At 49.2% G+C, this 19799-nt stretch carries 19 protein-coding genes; 10 read left to right on the forward strand and 9 right to left on the reverse strand.

Features of this window, described 5'->3' with window-relative positions; all coding sequences use genetic code 11:
- The first annotated feature begins 203 nt into the window (after window positions 1-203).
- Complete coding sequence (locus tag QUF18_RS05300) at window positions 204-1712, forward strand: helicase HerA-like C-terminal domain-containing protein (RefSeq protein ID WP_289385907.1); 1509 nt, start codon at window positions 204-206, stop codon at window positions 1710-1712.
- Window positions 1713-1778: 66 nt separating this feature from the next.
- On the opposite strand, the gene QUF18_RS05305 is transcribed toward QUF18_RS05300, so the two are convergent.
- Together QUF18_RS05305 and QUF18_RS05310 are read right to left on the reverse strand one after the other, a co-directional pair.
- The gene (locus QUF18_RS05305; RefSeq protein ID WP_289385909.1) at window positions 1779-2372 is read right to left on the reverse strand and encodes a class I SAM-dependent methyltransferase; all 594 of its coding nucleotides are present in this window, start codon (window positions 2370-2372) and stop codon (window positions 1779-1781) included.
- Window positions 2373-2627: 255 nt separating this feature from the next.
- On the reverse strand, window positions 2628-3338 hold the full coding sequence (locus tag QUF18_RS05310) for a L,D-transpeptidase (RefSeq protein WP_289385910.1): 711 nt from the start codon (window positions 3336-3338) through the stop codon (window positions 2628-2630).
- A 572-nt stretch (window positions 3339-3910) separates the two neighbouring features.
- Here QUF18_RS05310 and QUF18_RS05315 point away from each other — a divergent pair.
- The 4 genes from QUF18_RS05315 (at window position 3911) to QUF18_RS05330 (ending at window position 7672) form a co-directional block, all read left to right on the forward strand.
- Window positions 3911-4507, forward strand: coding sequence for a superoxide dismutase (locus QUF18_RS05315; protein WP_289385911.1), 597 nt, complete (start codon window positions 3911-3913; stop codon window positions 4505-4507).
- 187 nt (window positions 4508-4694) lie between these two features.
- Window positions 4695-5129 carry a c-type cytochrome gene (locus tag QUF18_RS05320; protein ID WP_289385912.1) on the forward strand — a complete coding sequence of 145 codons (435 nt, stop codon included), beginning with the start codon at window positions 4695-4697 and terminating at the stop codon, window positions 5127-5129.
- Between the two features lie 94 nt (window positions 5130-5223).
- Window positions 5224-6162 (forward strand): cytochrome c, encoded by a 939-nt coding sequence (locus tag QUF18_RS05325; RefSeq protein WP_289385913.1) that lies wholly within the window; start codon window positions 5224-5226, stop codon window positions 6160-6162.
- Between the two features lie 181 nt (window positions 6163-6343).
- Complete coding sequence (locus tag QUF18_RS05330) at window positions 6344-7672, forward strand: acetamidase/formamidase family protein (protein WP_289385914.1); 1329 nt, start codon at window positions 6344-6346, stop codon at window positions 7670-7672.
- Window positions 7673-7748: 76 nt separating this feature from the next.
- Here the strand turns inward: QUF18_RS05330 and QUF18_RS05335 are convergent, their stop codons facing one another.
- The 4 genes from QUF18_RS05335 to msrB all read right to left on the reverse strand — a co-directional run bounded on the left by QUF18_RS05335 (window position 7749) and on the right by msrB (window position 11857).
- Window positions 7749-8663, reverse strand: coding sequence for an MBL fold metallo-hydrolase (locus tag QUF18_RS05335; protein WP_289385915.1), 915 nt, complete (start codon window positions 8661-8663; stop codon window positions 7749-7751).
- Window positions 8664-8858: 195 nt separating this feature from the next.
- Window positions 8859-9212: a metallophosphoesterase gene (locus QUF18_RS05340; protein WP_289385916.1), complete on the reverse strand. Its 354-nt coding sequence runs from the start codon at window positions 9210-9212 to the stop codon at window positions 8859-8861.
- A gap of 75 nt (window positions 9213-9287) precedes the next feature.
- Window positions 9288-11384 (reverse strand): S9 family peptidase, encoded by a 2097-nt coding sequence (locus tag QUF18_RS05345; RefSeq protein WP_289385917.1) that lies wholly within the window; start codon window positions 11382-11384, stop codon window positions 9288-9290.
- Window positions 11385-11437: 53 nt separating this feature from the next.
- Window positions 11438-11857 (reverse strand): peptide-methionine (R)-S-oxide reductase MsrB, encoded by a 420-nt coding sequence (gene msrB, locus QUF18_RS05350; protein ID WP_289385918.1) that lies wholly within the window; start codon window positions 11855-11857, stop codon window positions 11438-11440.
- An 813-nt stretch (window positions 11858-12670) separates the two neighbouring features.
- Between msrB and QUF18_RS05355 the strand changes: the two genes are divergently transcribed.
- Window positions 12671-13099: a Ros/MucR family transcriptional regulator gene (locus QUF18_RS05355; RefSeq protein ID WP_113942637.1), complete on the forward strand. Its 429-nt coding sequence runs from the start codon at window positions 12671-12673 to the stop codon at window positions 13097-13099.
- A 121-nt stretch (window positions 13100-13220) separates the two neighbouring features.
- Here the strand turns inward: QUF18_RS05355 and QUF18_RS05360 are convergent, their stop codons facing one another.
- Window positions 13221-13547, reverse strand: a complete 327-nt coding sequence (locus QUF18_RS05360; RefSeq protein WP_353074489.1) for a cytoplasmic protein — start codon at window positions 13545-13547, stop codon at window positions 13221-13223.
- A 279-nt stretch (window positions 13548-13826) separates the two neighbouring features.
- On the opposite strand from QUF18_RS05360, the gene QUF18_RS05365 reads away from it, so the two are divergent.
- Complete coding sequence (locus QUF18_RS05365) at window positions 13827-14378, forward strand: helix-turn-helix domain-containing protein (RefSeq protein ID WP_289385920.1); 552 nt, start codon at window positions 13827-13829, stop codon at window positions 14376-14378.
- Window positions 14375-15166 carry a DUF6456 domain-containing protein gene (locus QUF18_RS05370; RefSeq protein ID WP_289385921.1) on the forward strand — a complete coding sequence of 264 codons (792 nt, stop codon included), beginning with the start codon at window positions 14375-14377 and terminating at the stop codon, window positions 15164-15166. The genes QUF18_RS05365 and QUF18_RS05370 overlap by 4 nt, the downstream gene beginning before the upstream one ends.
- A gap of 131 nt (window positions 15167-15297) precedes the next feature.
- Here the strand turns inward: QUF18_RS05370 and QUF18_RS05375 are convergent, their stop codons facing one another.
- Window positions 15298-15744, reverse strand: coding sequence for a SufE family protein (locus tag QUF18_RS05375; protein ID WP_289385922.1), 447 nt, complete (start codon window positions 15742-15744; stop codon window positions 15298-15300).
- Between the two features lie 186 nt (window positions 15745-15930).
- Complete coding sequence (locus tag QUF18_RS05380; RefSeq protein WP_289385923.1) at window positions 15931-16344, reverse strand: DUF5330 domain-containing protein; 414 nt, start codon at window positions 16342-16344, stop codon at window positions 15931-15933.
- Between the two features lie 425 nt (window positions 16345-16769).
- Here QUF18_RS05380 and QUF18_RS05385 point away from each other — a divergent pair, with 425 nt between their 5' ends.
- Window positions 16770-18809: a sensor histidine kinase gene (locus tag QUF18_RS05385; protein ID WP_289385924.1), complete on the forward strand. Its 2040-nt coding sequence runs from the start codon at window positions 16770-16772 to the stop codon at window positions 18807-18809.
- Complete coding sequence (locus QUF18_RS05390; protein WP_289385925.1) at window positions 18784-19797, forward strand: peptidoglycan-binding domain-containing protein; 1014 nt, start codon at window positions 18784-18786, stop codon at window positions 19795-19797. Before QUF18_RS05385 ends, QUF18_RS05390 begins: the two co-directional genes overlap by 26 nt.
- Window positions 19798-19799: the final 2 nt, after the last annotated feature.

Below are 19799 nucleotides of genomic sequence, written 5' to 3' on the forward strand. Positions count from 1 at the left end.
GCTTTATCCGTTTCTGTAACATAAATTACCTTAGAGCGGTTTACATTCATGTTGGATCTCAGTGCTCGCTCTAACGTTTTAAAATTATGCTCAAGGCAGAGGCTAAAATATTGTCCCGTTGCGGTCTGATGGCTATAAACTTAAAATAGCTGTGCCGTTTGGTGTATATTCGGCGTGAAGATGAACGGATGAGGAGTGACTCTATGCCCGCAGATGGAAGCATCTTTCTTGGTGCCAGCCGCAAACCGGATGACAGCTATCAGCAACCGGAAGAACTGGCGCTGAAATATGCCAACCGGCACGGGCTGGTGACCGGTGCGACCGGTACGGGTAAAACCGTCAGCCTGCAGGTGATGGCTGAGGCCTTTTCTGCTGCCGGTGTGCCGGTATTTTGCGCTGATGTGAAAGGCGATCTTTCCGGAATTGCCGCAATCGGCGAGAAGAATGATTTCTCGGTGAAGCGCGCGCAGGAAATTCATCTTGAACCTTATGATATGCACGCGACGCCGGTGATCTTTTGGGATATTTTCGGCCAGCAGGGGCATCCGATCCGCGCAACAATCTCCGAAATGGGGCCTTTGCTGTTGGCGCGGCTGATGAACCTGACGGAAGCGCAGGAAGGCGTGTTGAATATCGCATTCCGTGTGGCCGATGAAGAGGGGCTGCTGCTTCTCGACATGAAAGATCTGCAATCTATGCTTAGCCATGTTGCCGAGCGGTCTTCAGAACTTTCTGCCCAATATGGCAATGTCAGTAAGGCATCTGTGGGTGCTATTCAGCGTTCGCTGCTGGTATTGGAACAGCAGGGGGGCTCTTTCTTCTTTGGCGAGCCTGCGCTGAATATTTCTGATTTGATGCGTACCACCACTGACGGGCGCGGGATTGTCAGTGTTCTGGCCGCCGATAAGCTGATGATGAACCCACGGCTTTATTCCACATTTCTGCTCTGGCTGATGTCGGAACTGTTTGAACAATTGCCGGAAATCGGTGATCCGGAAAAGCCGCGTCTGGTGTTTTTCTTTGACGAGGCGCATCTGCTGTTTGATGAGGCGCCGAAAGCGCTGCTGGATCGTATTCAGCAGGTTGTCCGCCTGATCCGCTCAAAAGGTGTTGGCGTTTATTTCGTCACACAGAACCCGCTGGATGTGCCGGAAACTGTTCTGGCGCAGCTTGGTAACCGTGTGCAGCATGCCTTGCGTGCCTATACACCGCGTGAAACAACAGCAGTGAAAACCGCTGCGGGCACATTCCGGCCTAATCCGGATTTTGATACATTCAAAGCGATCACCATGCTGTCAACAGGGGAAACGCTGGTTTCAACCTTGCAGGCTAAGGGTATCCCGTCGATGGTGCAGCGTACTTTGATGCGTCCGCCTGCATCACGCATCGGCCCGTTGACGGCAGATGAACGTGCAAAGCTGGTCGCAACCAGCCCTGTTTCCGGTCAGTATGATCGTGTGATTGATCGTGAATCTGCTTTTGAGATTTTGCAAAAACGCGCTGAGGAAAAAGTCGCCTCGGTTGAGCAGCAGCAAGATGCAGAGCAGGGCGGTAGTTGGACAGATTATCTGACATCAACACTTGGCGGCGGTGGCAAGCGCGCCGGCCGTCAGACAGTTGCAGAGACAGCTGTTAAAAGTGTTGTGCGCACTGTGAGTAACTCGCTTGGTCGTGCCATCGTACGCGGTATTCTGGGCGGCTTTAAACGCTGATTGTAACTTTTGCAGATCAATAAAAATGCGCCCTGTCTGTCAGACAGGGCGCATTTTTATGCCTGCTTACTTGGTGGCAGTCACATGGAGCCAGTTGGTTGGCTCATTGTCATATCCGCTGCCGGTCAGTTCGGTAATTTCAATTTTGCCCCAGCCGAACTGCGCATAGAGCTCGCGCAGCCATTGTTCTGAAGGGTAGTTGTAGAACCGATCGAAGCGATCACGGCCTTCCGCTTCACCCGCTTTATAACTGGCATAGAAGGTGCCGGATGGCTTTAAGGCGGTGTGAATCTTGCCGATAATGGCAGGTAAAGCCGCACGCGGAACATGCAGCAGGCAGGCATTGGCGAAAATGCCGTGATATTGCCCCTGCGCGTCAATATCTTCAAATAATAGCACGCCGACCAGATGGTTGAGGCGTTTTGCTGCTTCTGCGGCGAGTTCCGGTGTGCCGTCTGTCGGATGTACATCATAACCGCGATCCAGCATATAGCGGCTGTCCTGACCACCGCCGCAACCCAGTTCCAGAATGGAGGCGCCGGCAGGCAGATGTGCAAGAAACTGATCAAGCTGAATGACCGCCGGTTCACGTCCGCGCGACGCATAGGCCTCAGCTTCGCGGGCATAAAAACCAATAGTATCCGTATCTTTGGCGGTCATATGCAATCCTTCAACCTTTTGACTGTTTATTCGAACTTTTAAGCTCTTTCACGGACTTGTAAATCTGTGCGCCTAGAGCATTTCACAGTCAAGTTGGATCAACTTGGACAGTCCGGGATAATGCGACAAAATAAAGAAACTAGAGCGAGCGCCATGATTCAATCTGAACGTAAACCGCTCTAGGGGGCGAATGGTGCCAATAAAAAAGCCGGACTGCTGAACAATCCGGCTTTTATAAATTTTTGATAGCGCAGATCACATGACCAGAACAGGTGTTTTATTCGGAACGCGGTCGTACAGATCCATCACGTCCTGATTAACCATGCGTACGCAGCCGGACGAGACGGCTTTACCAATTGACCACCATTCAGGATTACCGTGAATACGGTAGAGCGTATCAACACCGTCTTTGAAAATATACAAGGCGCGCGCGCCGAGCGGATTGTTCAGACCAGGAGCCATGCCGCCATTGCGGGCGCTGTATTTTTCCAGTTCAGGCTGACGACCGACCATTTCATCCGGCGGTGTCCAGCGTGGCCATTTACGCTTCCACTGGATAACCGCACGTCCTGACCATGAGAAGCCTGCACGGCCAATACCCACGCCATAGCGCAGAGCCTGACCATCCTGCATCACCAGATAGAGAAAGCGGTTAGCGGTGTCGACTACGACAGTGCCCGGCATTTCACCAGTCGGATCCTGAACCAGCTGACGGTAATATTTCGGATCAATTTTCTGAAACGGTACCGCAGGAATCGAATAGCCTTCATCTTCGACAGCTGCATACATGCTGGCATAAGGCCCCATAGCCGCGCCATTATTGGAAGGTGGAGCGACAGGAGCAGGACCGCCGGTCATGTCGATTACCGGAATATTACGGCTGATCTGCGTACAGCCTGCCAGACCGGCGGCTGCCGTGACCGACAGTGCCGACATGAAAGAGCGGCGGGAGAAAGAATTTTCCATATTTAAACCAGTCTTTTCAGAGCGTTTTTAAATGATGAGTATAATACCTGACAGACAAATACCGGCGGGGGTAAGCCGCAGATAATGCGTGCTCAGGCACGACCCGACAGAGCCGCTCAATCTGCCTCTGTGGAAGATACAGACAAAACGGTAGTGTGGCCGGATGGCCGGAATTATGGATCTGCCGGAATGATGCGCTGTTGTGAGTCCAGACAGAAAGCTTGTATAAAAGTGATGAAAAACTGCCATAATATGGCTAACAACTTATGAATTTTTAAGAATAGATAATTGCTTATATGTCTGTTGCAGCATGGCAACATTTCGCACCGTGGTGCTCTTGCCTGATTGTCACTGAGCAGACAGGTGCTGACTGCTGCACAATATCGCGGATTGTGACGGTGAAAATGGAAATACTCATAGTTCCATTGGATAAAGTTCTAAAATTTCCGTGATTTTTCACAGAACTTAATTTCTCTGCATTGCCCGCGTGCCTGTGTCGGCCTATGTAGTATAGGCATGAAGAATTTGGGTGGCGGAAACTTGAAGCCGCCCACACCAAGAGGAGAAACACCATGGCTTTTGAATTGCCTGCTCTGCCTTACGACTATGATGCGCTTACCCCGTATATGTCCCGTGAAACCCTTGAGTTCCACCACGACAAGCATCATCAGGCTTATGTAACCAACGGCAACAAGCTGCTTGAAGGTTCGGGTCTGGAAGGCAAGAGCCTTGAAGACGTCGTTAAAGAAAGCTACGGCAAAAATCAGGCGCTGTTTAACAATGCCGGTCAGCACTACAACCATATCCACTTCTGGAAATGGATGAAAAAAGACGGCGGCGGCAACAAACTGCCTGCTAAGCTTGAAGCTGCAATCAAATCCGATCTTGGCGGCTACGATAAGTTCCGTGAAGATTTCATCGCTGCCGGTGCCGGTCAGTTCGGTTCGGGCTGGGCATGGCTGTCGGTTAAAGATGGCAAGCTGGAAATTTCCAAAACACCAAACGGCGAAAACCCGCTGGTACATGGCGCGAGCCCAATTCTCGGCGTCGACGTATGGGAGCATTCCTACTACATCGACTACCGCAATGCGCGTCCTAAATATCTTGAAGCATTTGTCGATAGCATGATCAACTGGGATTATGTTCTCGAGCTTTACGAAAAGGCCTGATTATTCGGGTTCAGAAAAGCCTCCTTCGGGAGGCTTTTTTATTGTTACAAAAAATTAATCTGAATGACCTGACGTTTTTATAGATATTCTAAATACCCAGACTATAATAATTCTAAAATGGCGTCATGAGATGATTATGCATGGGCGCTGTAACGGAACAGGTATTTCAGATTAAAGGACGCAGTATATGAAAAAATCATTGGCGATATTTTCTGCTTTATTCATGCTGACAAGTGCAGCTTCAGCTTCGCCGGTCGCAGACCGTCAGGCGCTGATGAAAGATATTGGTCGTTCAATGGGCGTTCTTGGGCCTGTTATGAAGGGTGATAAGCCTTTTGAAGCAGAATCCGTGCAGGCTGCACTGGAACAGCTTAAAGCAGACGCCATTAAGATGAATGCTGAAACAATGTTCCCTAAAGGCTCGGAAAGCGGTGATACTGCTGCCTCCCCGAAAATCTGGGAAGATGCTGCTGGCTTTCAGGCTGATATCGACCATTTCCGAACCGCTACAGCCGCTGCTGCTGATGCAAAGCCACAGGACGTTGATGCCCTGCGCGTTGCGATGAAAGAAGTTGGCGCAAGTTGCGGCACTTGCCATCAGGCTTTTCGCGTAAAGAAATAAGTAATTTTGCCTGCACATGCTCTGTCATGTGCAGGCTTTCTGAATTTCAGTCGGAATGCTGTCCGGCACCCATAAATTTGGACAAGTTTTTGATATGAAACGTAAATTGATATCCGCTGCTCTGCTTTGTGCTGTTACCGGTGCCGGTGTGTTCTGGTTTCTGACACAGCCTGTGCATGTTGATCGCACGGCGCTGGATAAGCTGGCGGCAGGGGATGTCAAAAACGGCGAGCATGTTTTCTATGCCGGTGGCTGTGCGTCTTGTCATGCGGCACCTGGCGCAACGGGTGATGCGAAACTTGTGCTTGCGGGCGGGCATGAGCTGAAGACTGATTTCGGCACATTTATCGCACCGAATATTTCCCCGTCTGCAAACGGACTGAAAGACTGGACATTGGGCGAATTTGCCGATGCGATGCTGGAAGGTGTCGGGCGCAATGGCGAGCATCTCTACCCGTCTTTTCCATATACATCCTATACACGGATGAAGTTGCAGGATGTGGCGGATCTTTACGCCTTTATGAAAACTCTGCCAGCCTCGGATGAGGCGTCAAAGCCGCATGAACTGGGCTTTCCGTTCAATATCCGTCGCGGACTTGGTCTGTGGAAAATGCTCTATCTGAACGATGCACCTGCGGTTGCATTGAATAATCCGGATGAACAGCTCAAGCGCGGACAATATCTGGTTGAGGCCATGGGGCATTGCGGCGAATGTCATACACCGCGCAATGCTTTGGGCGGAACGGATACGGAGCAATGGCTTGCCGGTGCGCTTTCTGCGGAAACAGATGCACAGGGTAAACGCGGTATTGTGCCGAATATTACCAGTGGCGAAGGCGGTATTTCCGACTGGAGCGCGGGTGATATTGCTTATGGGCTGGAGAGCGGTTTTACACCCGATTTTGATTCCATGGGCGGATCAATGACCGATGTGATTGCCAATACATCTAAGTTGCAGGCTGCTGATCGTGAGGCGATTGCCGCCTATCTGAAAGCCATTCCTGAACACAAGAATGGTTATTCTTCTCAGTAACTTAACTGGGATTTATCCTCACAGTTTTGTCATCGCTTAAATCGGATGCCATCCTTTAGTATCATGGCGGGTGTGATAGTATACTTCTGCGGAAGCACAATACTGTTATGATCCGCAATGTTATAAGGTCTGTCAGTTCGGACTGTGTTCCGGCTGACGCAACCGACCGGAGGATGCAAAGATGCAAAACAATAAAACCCAGCAGAAAAGTGGTGCATGTCGCACGGTTTATGTCACCGAGCTGACAGACGGAATTCTCGATCCGGCGCGCCCGATGCTCGGACCTGTTGCCGATGGTGGTACAATTATTGCCAATACGGCGCCCGGCTGCTGGGGCCCGATGATTACACCTGCTATTCGCGGCGGCCACGAGGTTACTCGTCCGGTGGCTGTTGAAGGTGCGGAAATCGGTGATGCTATTGCTATTCGTATTCGTTCGATCGTTGTGACCTCAAATGCCACAGCATCCGGCTCGGATAGTGTTGTCGCCGGCCGCAACAATGGCGACCCGTTCTGCGCGGCTGTTTGTGCGGAATGCGGCACGGAATGGCCTGCAACCCATATTGAAGGCATTGGCCAGAGCGCAATCCGCTGCGATAAATGCGGCGCGGATGCCACGCCGTTTAAGATTGAAAATGGCTATACGATTGTTTTTGACGATGCGCGCAGCATTGGTGTGACAATCGGCAAAGCCCGTGCAGAAGAAATGGCCCCGGATGCCGCCAAGATCATGGCGCTGCCGGATACATCCGTGCAAAATCCGGTCATGACTTTTGCACCGGCTGATCTGGTTGGCGTTGCCACGCGTTTGCGTCCGTTCCTCGGGCAGCTTGGGACAACACCATCCAAAGCAATGCCGGATTCACATAATGCCGGTGATTTTGGTTCCTTCCTGCTCAATGCACCGCATAAATATGCGCTGACACCGGAAGAGCTGCTGCGCAATAAAACCGACGGTCATCTGGATGTAAATACTGTGCGTCAGGGTGCAGTGCTGATCTGTCCGGTTAAAGTGCCGGGCGGTGGTGTCTATCTCGGTGACATGCATGCGTTGCAAGGCGATGGTGAAATCGCCGGTCATACCTCTGACGTTGCCGGTGTGGTGACATTGGAAGTCAGCGTTATCAAAGGTCTGGCCATTGACGGGCCTCTGTTATTCCCTGTGGCGGATGATGTGCCTTATCTGGCGCGCCCACTGAATGCAGTTGAAAAACAGCGTGCTGAGGCGCTCGCAAAAGCCAACGGTCTGGCTGAAATCGAACAGGATGCACCGATCACCGTGATCGGCAGTGGTGCAACACTGAATGAGGCCACGGATAATGGTTTGAAACGGGCAGCCGATTTGTTCGGAGTGACCGTGCCGGAAATCATGAACCGTGCGACAATGGCCGGTGCGATCGAAATTGGCCGTCATCCGGGGATTGCCCGTGTGACCTTCCGCATGCCTCTGAAAAAGCTTGAGGAAAAAGGCTTGGCAGGTTTTGCCCGTTCGCAATATGACCTGAAATAAGCAAACACCTTATCAGGATAAAAGAAAAGCACCGGAATTTCCGGTGCTTTTTTATTTGGCGTCTTTTACAGTCAGATTATTCCCATTCCATCTCGCCTTTGATGACTTTTGCGCCAAGCTCAAGGCTCGAAACACCGCCAAGATCAGGGTAGCGTTTTTTCATGGCGGCAATCAGCTCTTCGCTGTTTTTGGCTTTTGCCTGTTCCTCTTCAAAAGCGACGAGATAATCCTTGGTGAATGTCACCGCAGAGATGTCGGTTTTGGAGCCGGCTGCCATATGAGCTGGTACGACAATTTCAGGATTACGGGCAGCAAGTGCATCAAGCGTTTTAATCCATGCCTGACGCTGCTCTGCCTTTGGCGTATCGGCAAGCCAGACATGCTCACCGGCAGTAATTAAGACGCCGCCGAAGACAGCTTTCAGGGAAGGTACCCAGAGATAGCGGCGGTTCGGCATATTTTCCGCATCAATGATTTCAATCTTTTTACCTTCAAGATCAAGCTCTGTGGCATCTGAGACTTCAGGGATGACCACATCGGCCAATGTTTGCGGGCCGTTCTCTTTCAGCTGAGGTCCCCAGACTTTTAGCTTGCCTTCCACATTACCTTTAATGGCTTCAACCGTAGCAGGTGCTGCAATCACCTTCGCATCGGGAAAGGCGGTTTTGATGGGGCCGAGGCTGAAATAATAATCGGGATCACTCTGGCTCACATAGATTGTGGTGAGGTTTTTTCCGGTCGCTTTGATTTTCTCTGCAAGGGCTTGGCCGTCTGAAAGTGTAAAGCCACCATCAAGGAGAATGGCTTCTTTCTCACCGGTCAGCAGAACAGGCGTGCGGAGAAAACCGTTTTCATCAGCCTGAAAGAACTGCCAGTTCAATGCTTTTTCATCTTGAGCATGGGCGGCAGATACAGAGAGGGCAGAGGTTACAAGTGTTGCGGCAAGAGCCGCCTTGGTCAGAAACTGCGTTGCGGTTTTGAGAAATGTCATGGTCGTTTCCTTCACCTGAGAATGAACAGTGGTGAAGCGAAAATTAAGGAGCAAAGCGCCTTTGACAAGAAGGCATGTAAAAACCCGCAAGTTACATCAAGGTAACCAGTCGTCGGTAAAACGCAGGATTTATCGGGTTTTTAGAAAACCCTGCTTTGTTTCTTTATTTTGAACACAGTGTATAATGCACTGTTTTTAGCGTTTCAGACATTTGGTAGCGCGGGGCAGACCGGCGCTATAGAGGCTTTGCATCGTGTAGAGCCAGCCTTTGCATTCTTCCATAGAGCTGAAACAGCGGTAGCGGTTGATGGATTCAGGATAGTCACTGCTGACAAAAGCGCTTTCGCCAAATCCCTGAAAAATCCCGACAATGGCACCACTGCCGCGTGGCGGCGGATTGCAACGCTGGCCTGCATATTCACTGACATTTTTACGCACGGTTGCTTCTGCTTGCGGTGCCGGTATTGCAAGCAATGCGGCAATACTCAAAGTGCTGAGAGCAGCCCGCAGAGGCATGGTGAAGCGCGGTTTCGCAGATATAAAGGACATGACTTAATCCTTCCCTGTTGCAAAAGATCAAAGCAGCATCGCTGTCTGCTTTGATCTTTATTCTTTATGCGCCTGTTACAGCTTTCCTGCAACTTTAAGCGCGAAGGCGTAAATATAGGCGACTTCTTCCAGCTGGGAGAAGCGGCCGGACGCACCGCCATGACCGGCATCCATATTGATTTTCAGCAATACAGGATTGTCGCTGGTGGTTTTTTCACGCAGTCTTGCAACCCATTTTGCTGCTTCCCAATAGGTCACGCGCGGGTCGGTCAGACCTGCGGTTGCCAGTACCGGCGGATAGTTTTTCGCATCCACATTATCGTAAGGCGAATAGGCGGCAATGGTACGGTAGTCTGTCTCCGATGCAATCGGATTGCCCCATTCCGGCCATTCCGGCGGGGTCAGCGGCAGGCTGTCATCAAGCATGGTGTTGAGCACATCGACAAATGGGACATCGGCGATAACGCCGCCAAAGGCTTCCGGTGCCATATTGGTGATGGCACCCATCAGCATGCCACCGGCAGAGCCGCCATGGGCGATAATGCGGTCATGGCTGGTGAAGCCTTCAGCGACCAGATATTTGGCTGCGGCAATGAAGTCAGTGAAAGTATTGACTTTGTGTTCACGCTTGCCGTTTTCGTACCAGGCGAAACCTTTGTCTTTGCCGCCGCGAATATGCGCAATGGCATAGATAAATCCGCGATCAACCAGTGACAGGCGAGACGTGGAGAAGCTGGCCGGAATTGTGCTGCCATAAGCACCATAGGCATAGAGCAAAGTCGGAGCCGTGCCGCCCAGCGGCGTATCTTTATGCGCTAGAATGGAGACCGGTACGAGTTCACCATCCGCAGCAGGCGCCAGAATGCGGCGGGTGACATAATCATCAATCACATGACCGCTTGGCACTTCCTGTGTTTTGAGCAGAATGCGCTCACGGCTGGCCATATTATAATCAAAGAGCTGGCTTGGCGTGGTCATCGATGAATAGGAGAAGCGGATGACGTCCGTATCATATTCAGCACTGCCCTGCAGGCCGAGAGAATAGGCTTCTTCATCAAAAGCAATTGCATGTTCCGCACCACTCACACGTTCACGGATGACGATGCGCGGCAGGCCATTATTGCGCTCCAGCCAGACCAGATGATTTTTATAGGCAGCAATATCCAGAATGATGGTGCCGGATTTCTCGCCGACAACTTCTGTCCAGTTTTGCTTTTGCGGTGCGCTGACCGGTGCAGACATGATTTTGAAATCTTTGGCACCGTCAATATTGGTCAGAATATAGAAGACATCGCCGCCTTCAGTCAGAGTATATTCAATGCCGGTCTCACGCGCAGCCACAAGCTGCGGCTTTGTCTGCGGATCATTGGCTGGTATCAGCCAGACTTCTGATGTTTCGTGATCCTGAATATTGATGAAGGCATAGTCGTTCAGCGAACTGCCGGAGACATTCATGAAGAAACCGGAGTCTTTTTCTTCATAGATCAATCTATCCTGTGCTTGTTCCGTGCCGACGCGGTGATAGAACAATTTAGCAGGTCGATGATTGTCGTCCATCTCGATATAGAAAATGCCTTTGCTCTGGGCATCCCAGACAGTGCCGCCAGCAGTCGCTGTCAGGATGTCACTGCGGTCTTCGAGTGAAGTCAGATCGCGGATTTTAATGTCGTAAAACTCTGAGCCTTTAGTATCTGCAGACCATGCTAGCAGGCTGTGATCCGGCGAATAGTCCAGACCACCAAGGCTGAAATAGGCGAGGGATGCCGCTTGTTTATCGCCGTCGATCAGAACGGTTTTATCACCGCCATCGCGCGGGGTTCTGAAATATTGCGGATGTTGGCCACCGGTCACATAGGAAACGCCATAGGCATAAGCACCGTCTTTAACCGGAACGCTGGAGTCGTCTTCCTTAATGCGGCCTTTCATCTCTGCGAACAGTTTCTGTTGCAGGTCTTTGGTATCGGCCATCAAGGTTGACTGATATGTATTTTCCGCTTTCAGATGATTGAGGATTTGCGCATCAAGCAGAGACGGATCACGCAGAACATCCTGCCAGTTTTCTGCGCGTAGCCAGTGATACTCATCATTGCGTGTAATACCATGGCGTGTGTCGCTGTAAGGCTTTTTCTCTGGAGCAGGAGCGGTCTGTTGGACGAAAGAATGCTGGTTCATACTATTTCCGGTATTGGTGGTTAACATGAAGATGGCTGAGAAAATGACGCGGATCATGCTTCAGTAAAATAAAGAGCGGTGCCGTTCATGCAATAACGCAGGCCTGTCGGCGCAGGGCCGTCGGGAAAGACATGGCCAAGATGCGCATCACAATCCGCACAACGGATTTCGGTGCGGCTCATGCCATATGAGGTATCCTCAAAAGCATTCACAGCTTCCGGTTCTGCCGGACGAATAAAGCTTGGCCAGCCGGTGCCTGAGTTGAATTTATCATCTGATTTATAAAGCAGCCGGTCACAGCAGATACAGTGGTAAGTCCCGTGAAGTTTGAGGTCAAAGTCCGGACTGGAAAATGCGCGTTCTGTGCCATGCTGACGCGTGATCTTATATTGCTCCGGCGTGAGTTGCTCGCGCCATTCTGCATCGGTCTTTTGTACTTTTAACGGGCGTTTATGAAGATCTTTGTCGGACAAGGTCATTCTCCTGTCATTCAGAATGCATCCCTCAGACAGCTTGGCTTTCGGGATAAGAATTAAAACATGTGCGTTGATCTGATCCAATCAGATATGAGCGCGCTGTGCAGTGCAATTTTTACAATATATGGGGATATTAACTGCTTTTTAAAAGGTGAATATGGCGTTGTGTATTTCAATAAAAGGTTGATTGTTTTTATTAGTTTTGTCTAATTTTCGTGTTCTGGTCGTTGTTATCGTTACAGATCGGCCGTTATGTTTGGTAATATAGTCTTGTGTGCATGAGGTTTTTCCGGGGAATTGTTGTATAAAATATGGTTTTTCATAATTTGCCAGAAAAATGACTTAATATAGAAATAATCATTTTTTTGATAAAGCATCTTATCCCGATGATAGTGTTTTATATCGTTATATTCGTTGAGTTCTATTGGTTGTTGTTTCAACAGGTGAAGTTCACAATTTTTTGTGAATTTGTTTTCAGGGATTTAAACTGGAACATCATTTACTTTGTATGTGCGAATGGTGATTTCAAAGTTCAAATCTTTGGAGAAAAATAGAAAAATTTTCTGTTTTAGGCAAATTCACGGATGTTCATTCCTCAAGGGTGTGAAGGTTGAAATTTTATCAATCAGTCAAAAAGCGTACAAAACTTAACATTATTGTAAAATAAATTGACATTTTGCAATTTTTATAGATATGAGAAGATCATTGGGATGGTATGCACATTTTAAACTGGTTGATTGTTGAGCGGGCTGAATTATTATATATATAAAGTGCTTTTCCAATCAGCAATATATAGATGAAGGAAGTATAATGGAACATCCAGAGACTGTAGTTTCTGCCGACGAACTACTGCTCAGTCTTACAGCTGATGTTGTCGCTGCTTATGTCAGCAATAACTCCATCCGTGCGGGCGAGTTGCCAGCGCTGATCGCTGATGTTCATGCCGCTTTTGCGCGTTCCGGTGTTCGTGAAGAAGTTGTCGCAGTTGTTGAGAAGCCAAAACCGGCTATCAACCCAAAGAAATCAGTACACGACGAGTATATTATTTGCCTTGAAGACGGCAAAAAATTCAAGTCGCTCAAGCGTCACCTGATGACCCATTATAACCTGACACCGGAACAGTATCGTGAAAAGTGGGATCTGGATCCTAACTATCCGATGGTTGCTCCAAGCTATGCTGAAGCCCGTTCTCAGCTTGCTAAGAAGATGGGTCTGGGTCGTAAGCGTAAAGCTGCCTGATCAGGACAGTTTCCAGAGACTATACAAAAGCAGCGGTGGAATAATACCGCTGCTTTTTTATGCTTAAGTGATGATTTTTCTGTTGTTAGAGTGCAATTAACTGAAGTCTCTCAAAGATATTTTATAAACTCTGGTTGTGAACATCATTATGCGCGTCAGTCTCTTTCGCAATCATGTTTAAGATGCGTATTTGTACTTGTTTTAGAGCGATATGACGGTTGATGTCATAGCTCCAGTGTTTGTTCAGCCCCTTTAATCTTTCTCTTTTAATCAACCGGTTCAGCTTGGCCACAACGCTGGCCTTTTTCTCCGTGGATGACGTTGTGATTTGGCGGAGATCAATGCCGCAGCTCATTTGTAAAGCAAATGATTGTGCGGCTTGCAGCGCATCCTCTTTACGATTTTCAATGAAAACCTGTCTGTCATGTTGCAAATTTTCTGACATGATCTGCCTCTTTTTGAATGAGGAAGATGATATGTTGAGAAATAAGAGCGGGGATAAGCAGCTTTTTGTAATGTTTACTTTAATTATTGTATTAAATAATTTTTTTATAAGTAGTAATATGAGTTATGAAATTTATTTATCGCAATTAATAAGTTAAATTTATTTTGAATATGATAATTTAAAATTGTTTTTTTGATGTATTGTTTATATTTAAAATAAGTGGTCAAAATTTATCCCCGTATAAGATTTTTACCTTATCCATATGTCATCTACGGAGGGCATATGTTGAACAATTTTCCTGATTTTTTGTCTGGCCACACCGATACGCTCATCGTTTTACGTAGCTTCCCGACTGCCGCACTAAAACCGTTTCGTCCAAAAGAGCAGGACGGCAGTCCAATAAACGAAGCAAGCCGAAAAATACGCATGACAGATGATGCGCTTTATCTCGCTGAACTTTTGCACAAAAATCACAAGTTTCAGCGAAAGCGTAGCAATGATGAGCGTCAGCAACATGCATGGAACCTATGCGGTGCATTGCTGTCTTTATTATCGGTTTTCTTTCAGGTGACATTAAAGGAATTGCGTAGTGCAGAGCGGGGCAATAACCATGTTGCCCGCATCCGGCAATTCGGCATGTATATCGCCCATACAATGTTCGGGCTTTCTATGTCTGAAGTGGCTTATGCTTTTTGCCGCGAGAGAACGACGGTCAAACACGCCTGTCATTTGATTGAAGATATGCGGGAAAATGAAAAATTCGACAGTAATGTCAGCGACTTTGAATATCTGGTTCGGTCTCTTTATCCGGGCATCGGGAGTGTAGCAGAATGATCAAGCGTAATTGCCTTCTGACTATGGCCGATAAACAACCCGCTTTGAGAGTATTGCGCTTTTTACACAAAGCCTCAGCTATGCTGGAAGAAAGTACGGATTGTGATCGCTGGTTACTCGTGAGTGGGGAGAGCGGCAGTGTCTCTTGTGACAGGCATTTACTTGATGCGCTGAACAATGCCGCCCTGATTAAGATACAAAATGGCAAGGCTAATTTATCAGTGGCGGGGCGTGAACTGCTGCAAGAGTTTAAACAACCCGCGAATTTAACTCATACCAATGTTAAAAATAGTAGCTTTGGCCTCATGGTTAATCATGCTGAGTCTCCGCTGGGATTGCTTTATCGGAAGAACAAGCAAACCGGACAGCGGTTTTTGAGTGATGAGGAATTTCAGGCAGGAGAGCGTTTGCGCGCTGATTTCACACGGGGCAACATGATGCCGCGCATTACGGCGAATTGGGAGGCGGTCGTTACGAAACGCGCACGTGGTGAGCGCGGAGCGCAGGCTGATCTGAGTGACCATGCGCTGGACTGTCGGGACAGAGTTGAGAAAGCTTTGAGAGATGTAGGGCCGGAATTATCCGGTGTGCTGCTGGATATATGCTGTTTTCTGAAAGGCTTGGAGCTGGTGGAGCGGGAGCGGTGCTGGCCGGTACGCTCAGCAAAAATGATGCTGAAAACGGGTTTAAGCATTTTGCATCGTCATTATACGGCTGACAGTGATTCCGGCAAAACAGAAGTGCCCGTGTATCATTGGGGAGCGCCGGATTTCCGGCCATCATTATAATTGATCCTGCGCCTTCTATTGAAGACGCAGGATGAAACATAGCTTAGAGCGTCGTGCGCCCTCTTGGGCGCACAAAGGTCGCTCTAACACTTTATATTTACAGCGTAATTTTACCTTTTAAAATTTCAAGTTTAAGGAATTATGCTGTTGTCAGCGCTTTGCAAGGCAGCCTGTGCATCGCGGCGCACGCGCTGCACCATTGAGCGCAGGCCGTTAGAGCGTTGCGGTGTCAGATGCTCATCAAGTCCGAGGCTTTTGAGAACATTTTCAGCGTCAATTTTCAAAATTGCAGATGCTGTTTCACCGGAATAGAGCGCCAGCAAAATGGCGACGAGGCCACGAACAATATGGGCATCGGAATCGCCGAGGAACTCCATCACCGGATCCGCGCCTTGTCCCTGAATGGTCTTCAACCAGACCTGACTGACACAGCCCGGAACTTTATGATCCGCATCGCGGGCTTCTTCCGGGTAGGGCTGTAAGTCGCGTGCGAGGTCAATCACATAACGATAGCGATCTTCCCAATCGTCCAGAAACTCAAAGTCCGACGCAATTGTGCTGATCTTTGAATTTGTCATAGGTCTCTCCGCATCATTATCTGTCATGGGCGGCTTATACCAAAACCCTATGAGTATGACTCATGGGGTTTTGGTTAAGCCCGAGTGGCGATTGAACTTTTTCAAGACGTGATGCGTCAGCATCTTAGCGTCTTGGTATTATAGACCATTTTAGTAGCAAATGGAAAGTTATCAGATGTCGTGCATCTATCGCGGACGGGGTGTCGGAACCGGAATTCTGGCAAGAACAGATTCTGCGGGGGCTGGCTGACTTGTTTGTTGCTGCGTAGCCTGCGTTGTCCCTGAAAAATTCACAATTGCATCTTTCGCGCGCAGGAGTGCCTGCTCACCGGCCTGTTGTGCCGTGGCTTTCCCTGCCATGCAGAGTGCAGGATTGCGATCGCAAAAGGTACTGATTTCTTGCAGGGTTTTTCCCGCTTGCAACCATTGTTCCACCAAATCCGCAGGCGCATTCTGATCGGGCTGTGATTGGGGATTAGTTTGTGCAGCACGGTTGGTTTGTGACTGCGATACAGGGTTATCTGTCGACTTTCCCATAATGCCGGGCATCAGCAGAAAGACACCGCCCAGCCAGAAAATACATTTAAGCAGAAATCTCATGATCTGTGTTCCTGCCCGTTTACATTCTCTCGTAGGTGGTTGATCTCAGCAAATATATGAAGCGCGTAATATTCATATCTTGATAAAGAATAATCCTGTTATGGCCGTGAAGATTGGCGGTTTTCCGGCACATCGCCCAGCATCGGACATATTTCTGAAGATTCTGATAAAATGTCTTTAACATTGTCTTGTCGTTCTCTGGGGCTGGAAATATTCCGTTTACCATAGACAAAGAAGCTACCCGTTTTTCGCCTAAAAAGGGCTTTGACGGTCATCTCACGGCCGCGTTTTATCTATTCCTTAAAGTCTCGGCGTTCATTCTGTCATAGTCCGGTGACTGTTCCTTCATGTGTAAGAAGTGCGGCAGTTGAAGTGAGATTGTGTAAGAGTGAGTATGCTGCGTGTACGGCATTTATGCGAAAACAATGAAAATGATTAAAGGCGGTATGAACAATGCCGTGACGGATCATAACCTGTTGGCGCAGGGCAGTGCGGACGCTCACACAAGCCGCAAGCCTGAACATTTCTCCGCTTCCGACCTGCGTCCGGCTCTGCTGTTGTTTCCGTTGTTTCTCACAATGGCTTTTTACAGCATTTTCCCGTCAATTTCTTTAAACGCATTGCTTGTGACTGCACTGTCTTTCACTGGCGTGTCGGTACTGATGCTGGCCGCACAGGCCTCCGGTATCCGCAACAGCCTGACCGGTATTGTTGCGCTTTCATTCTATAGCGCGGTTCTGGGTTTTACGGCCTTATTTGCCGGTGCCGATAATGCACTGATCTGGGCGATGGTGTTGGCATTACCGCTGGAACTTTGGCTGGTAACCCGTCACCGTGCCGCCGTAATGGCTGGCGGATTGATCGCAGTCGCATTGATTGCCGTTTCTCAAGTCAAAGGCATCAGCACACAAACTGCACTCCCGGCCGGTGTATCGACGAGCTTCCTGTTTATCTATGCTGGCTCACTGTTGTTGCGTGTACTTCGGATTTCTCTGCACGGTGTCGTTAAAACTCAGCATCATAATGCTGCGACTCATGCGGATAGCGATCTGGAAGCTGCATTGGATGCGCTGGTTATTCGTCTGGATCAGTACGGCCATATCAGTTCACTGTCAGATCGTTGTGTTGAACAATTTGGCGTGGATCGCGCTGTGCTCAATGGCACATTGCTGCTGGATCGCGTGCATGTGGCTGATCGCGTGCAATATCTCGCTTTTATCGATGGGTTGAAGCACGGTCACTCTCTGATGAAACTCAGCGGTAAGACGGAAATCCGTCTGCGCTGTGTTGATTCTTCCGCTGTCAGCAAGACTGAACAGCCGAAAATCTATTTCAATACATTTGAAATGGAAGGTCAGACCAAATCGGCAGCCGGACAAATGCCGGAGGGCTTCTTGATCGTTGCGCGCAATATTATGCAGGAACAGACTGTAACGCAGCAAATCCAGCAGCAGAGTGCAGTGATTGAAAATCTGGAAGTGTCGCGTGGCCGCTTGTTGGGAACAGTCAGCCATGAACTGCGGACACCGCTGAATTCGATTATTGGCTTTTCTGATCTGTTGTTGCATGATGTGGCGGGGCCGTTACAGAGCGAAAAACAGCGCGAATATATCGACTTGATCCGCAAATCCGGCAATCATTTGCTTGAAGTTGTAAACGGTATTCTGGAGGCCTCACGCGTAGAAGCCGGTCAGTATCCGGTGCAGCATGAGCGTTTCTCTGTGCGTGACAGCGTAACTATGTGCAGCTCCATGCTGATGCCGCTGGCAGAGAAAAAGGGCGTTATTCTCTGTGATCGTATTCATCCTGATGTATCTGACATGATCGCCGATCGCCGCGCAATCCGGCAAATTCTGATTAATCTGGTTTCCAATGCGATTAAATTTACGGATCGCGGTGGTTGTGTGACGATTGAAGTCATGCCGGATAGGGTGAAGCAGACTTATGCAGGTGCACAGCAAAACCTGATTATCTCGGTTTCTGATACCGGTATTGGCCTCGAGGCGCATGAGATTGAACGTCTTTGCCAGCCTTTCAGTCAGATCAACAATACGCAGACCCGTATGCAGGAAGGTTCCGGCCTTGGTCTCTATGTGGTGAAGGGGCTTGTCAGCCTTCATCAAGGCGAGATGGATATTCGCAGCCGCAAGGGGCAGGGCACGACTGTTTCTGTCACTTTGCCACACAACCTGCCGCAGCAGGCTGTGGATAAGGCCATACTGGTTGCCGGTCAGGCCGCAAATCAGGCGCCATTAGAGCCTATGATACAGGCGGGGCGTGTTTCAACAGATATTCGCAGCGCTCTTGAACAAGTGAAAACAGCAATTATTAATCTTCAGGCCGGTGAGACTGAAAGTCATCAGACCGCAGCAGCACAGGCAGAAAGTAGTTATGACGGAAAGACAGAGCCGCAGCGGTACGAAACGCAAGGGGACTTCCATGCGCAAAAACGCAAAACGGCGTAGTTTTGGCAGACGGTTTTTTGATGCTTGCCTGACCGGTGTGTCACGCATGGCGCTGGCTGCCGGTGATCTTGTCGCGCGTAATCCTGTGGTTGCCGGTGGCGCAACCGCATTTCTTGTGACGCTTGGTTTTGTGGCCAGCAATGCGATCTGGTATCAGCCGCAGGCACATGATGGTGTGTTTTTTAAAACGCGCCCTGATCAGGTTTTTCGCGCTGTTGCAAAAGATGAGAGTGAGGCTGCACGCAGGATCACAGGGAATGCTGACCAACAACAAACTGTACGTGAAATCACACTCAATGGTACTGCGCCTACACATGATAAGCCGCATATTGTGGCGGTTTTACCGGACACAACGGTTGATGGCGGTGATCTGCCGGCCTTGGCGCCGAATGGCGACAAGCAGGTTGCGATCCTGCAATATAATCTAAAGCAGCTTGGTTTCTATAGCGGCAATGTGGATGGTCTGACTGGCCCTCAAACCCGCGCTGCGTTTGAGCAATGGCAGAGTGTGCAGGCAAAGCTTTCACCAGAGCAAGCGCCAATTCAGACTGTTGCAGCGAAGCCGGTTGAAAACAAAATGACGATTGCTGAAGCAATCTCTGTGGCTGTGCCGGAAGCAAGACCGGAAAACAGTTCAGCCCGTTCTGTGCCGGTTGCAGAAAAAAGACCTGCGCCGATTATGGTCAGAACGGAAGAAAAAGCCGTTGTTCAACCGGTGCGTAATCAATCGCAACAGGAAAGAACTGCTTCCGTTGAACCGGTTGCTGTGAGAGCAGCAGGTGGACAGGCTGTGTCTGCTGAGGAACTTGTACGGATTCAGGCCGGTTTGAAAGCCTTCGGTAATGATATGGTTGTGGTGGACGGTGTTCCGGGTAAATCCACTGAAGATGCTATTCGTGAATTTCAGAAACTGTTCCGTCTCAATGTCAGCGGTAAGCCTGATTCTGAGCTGATCGGGAAAATGCGTGAAATCGGCCTTATAAGCTGATT

The organism is Pseudochrobactrum kiredjianiae (assembly GCF_030362795.1).
GTDB lineage: Bacteria > Pseudomonadota > Alphaproteobacteria > Rhizobiales > Rhizobiaceae > Pseudochrobactrum > Pseudochrobactrum kiredjianiae.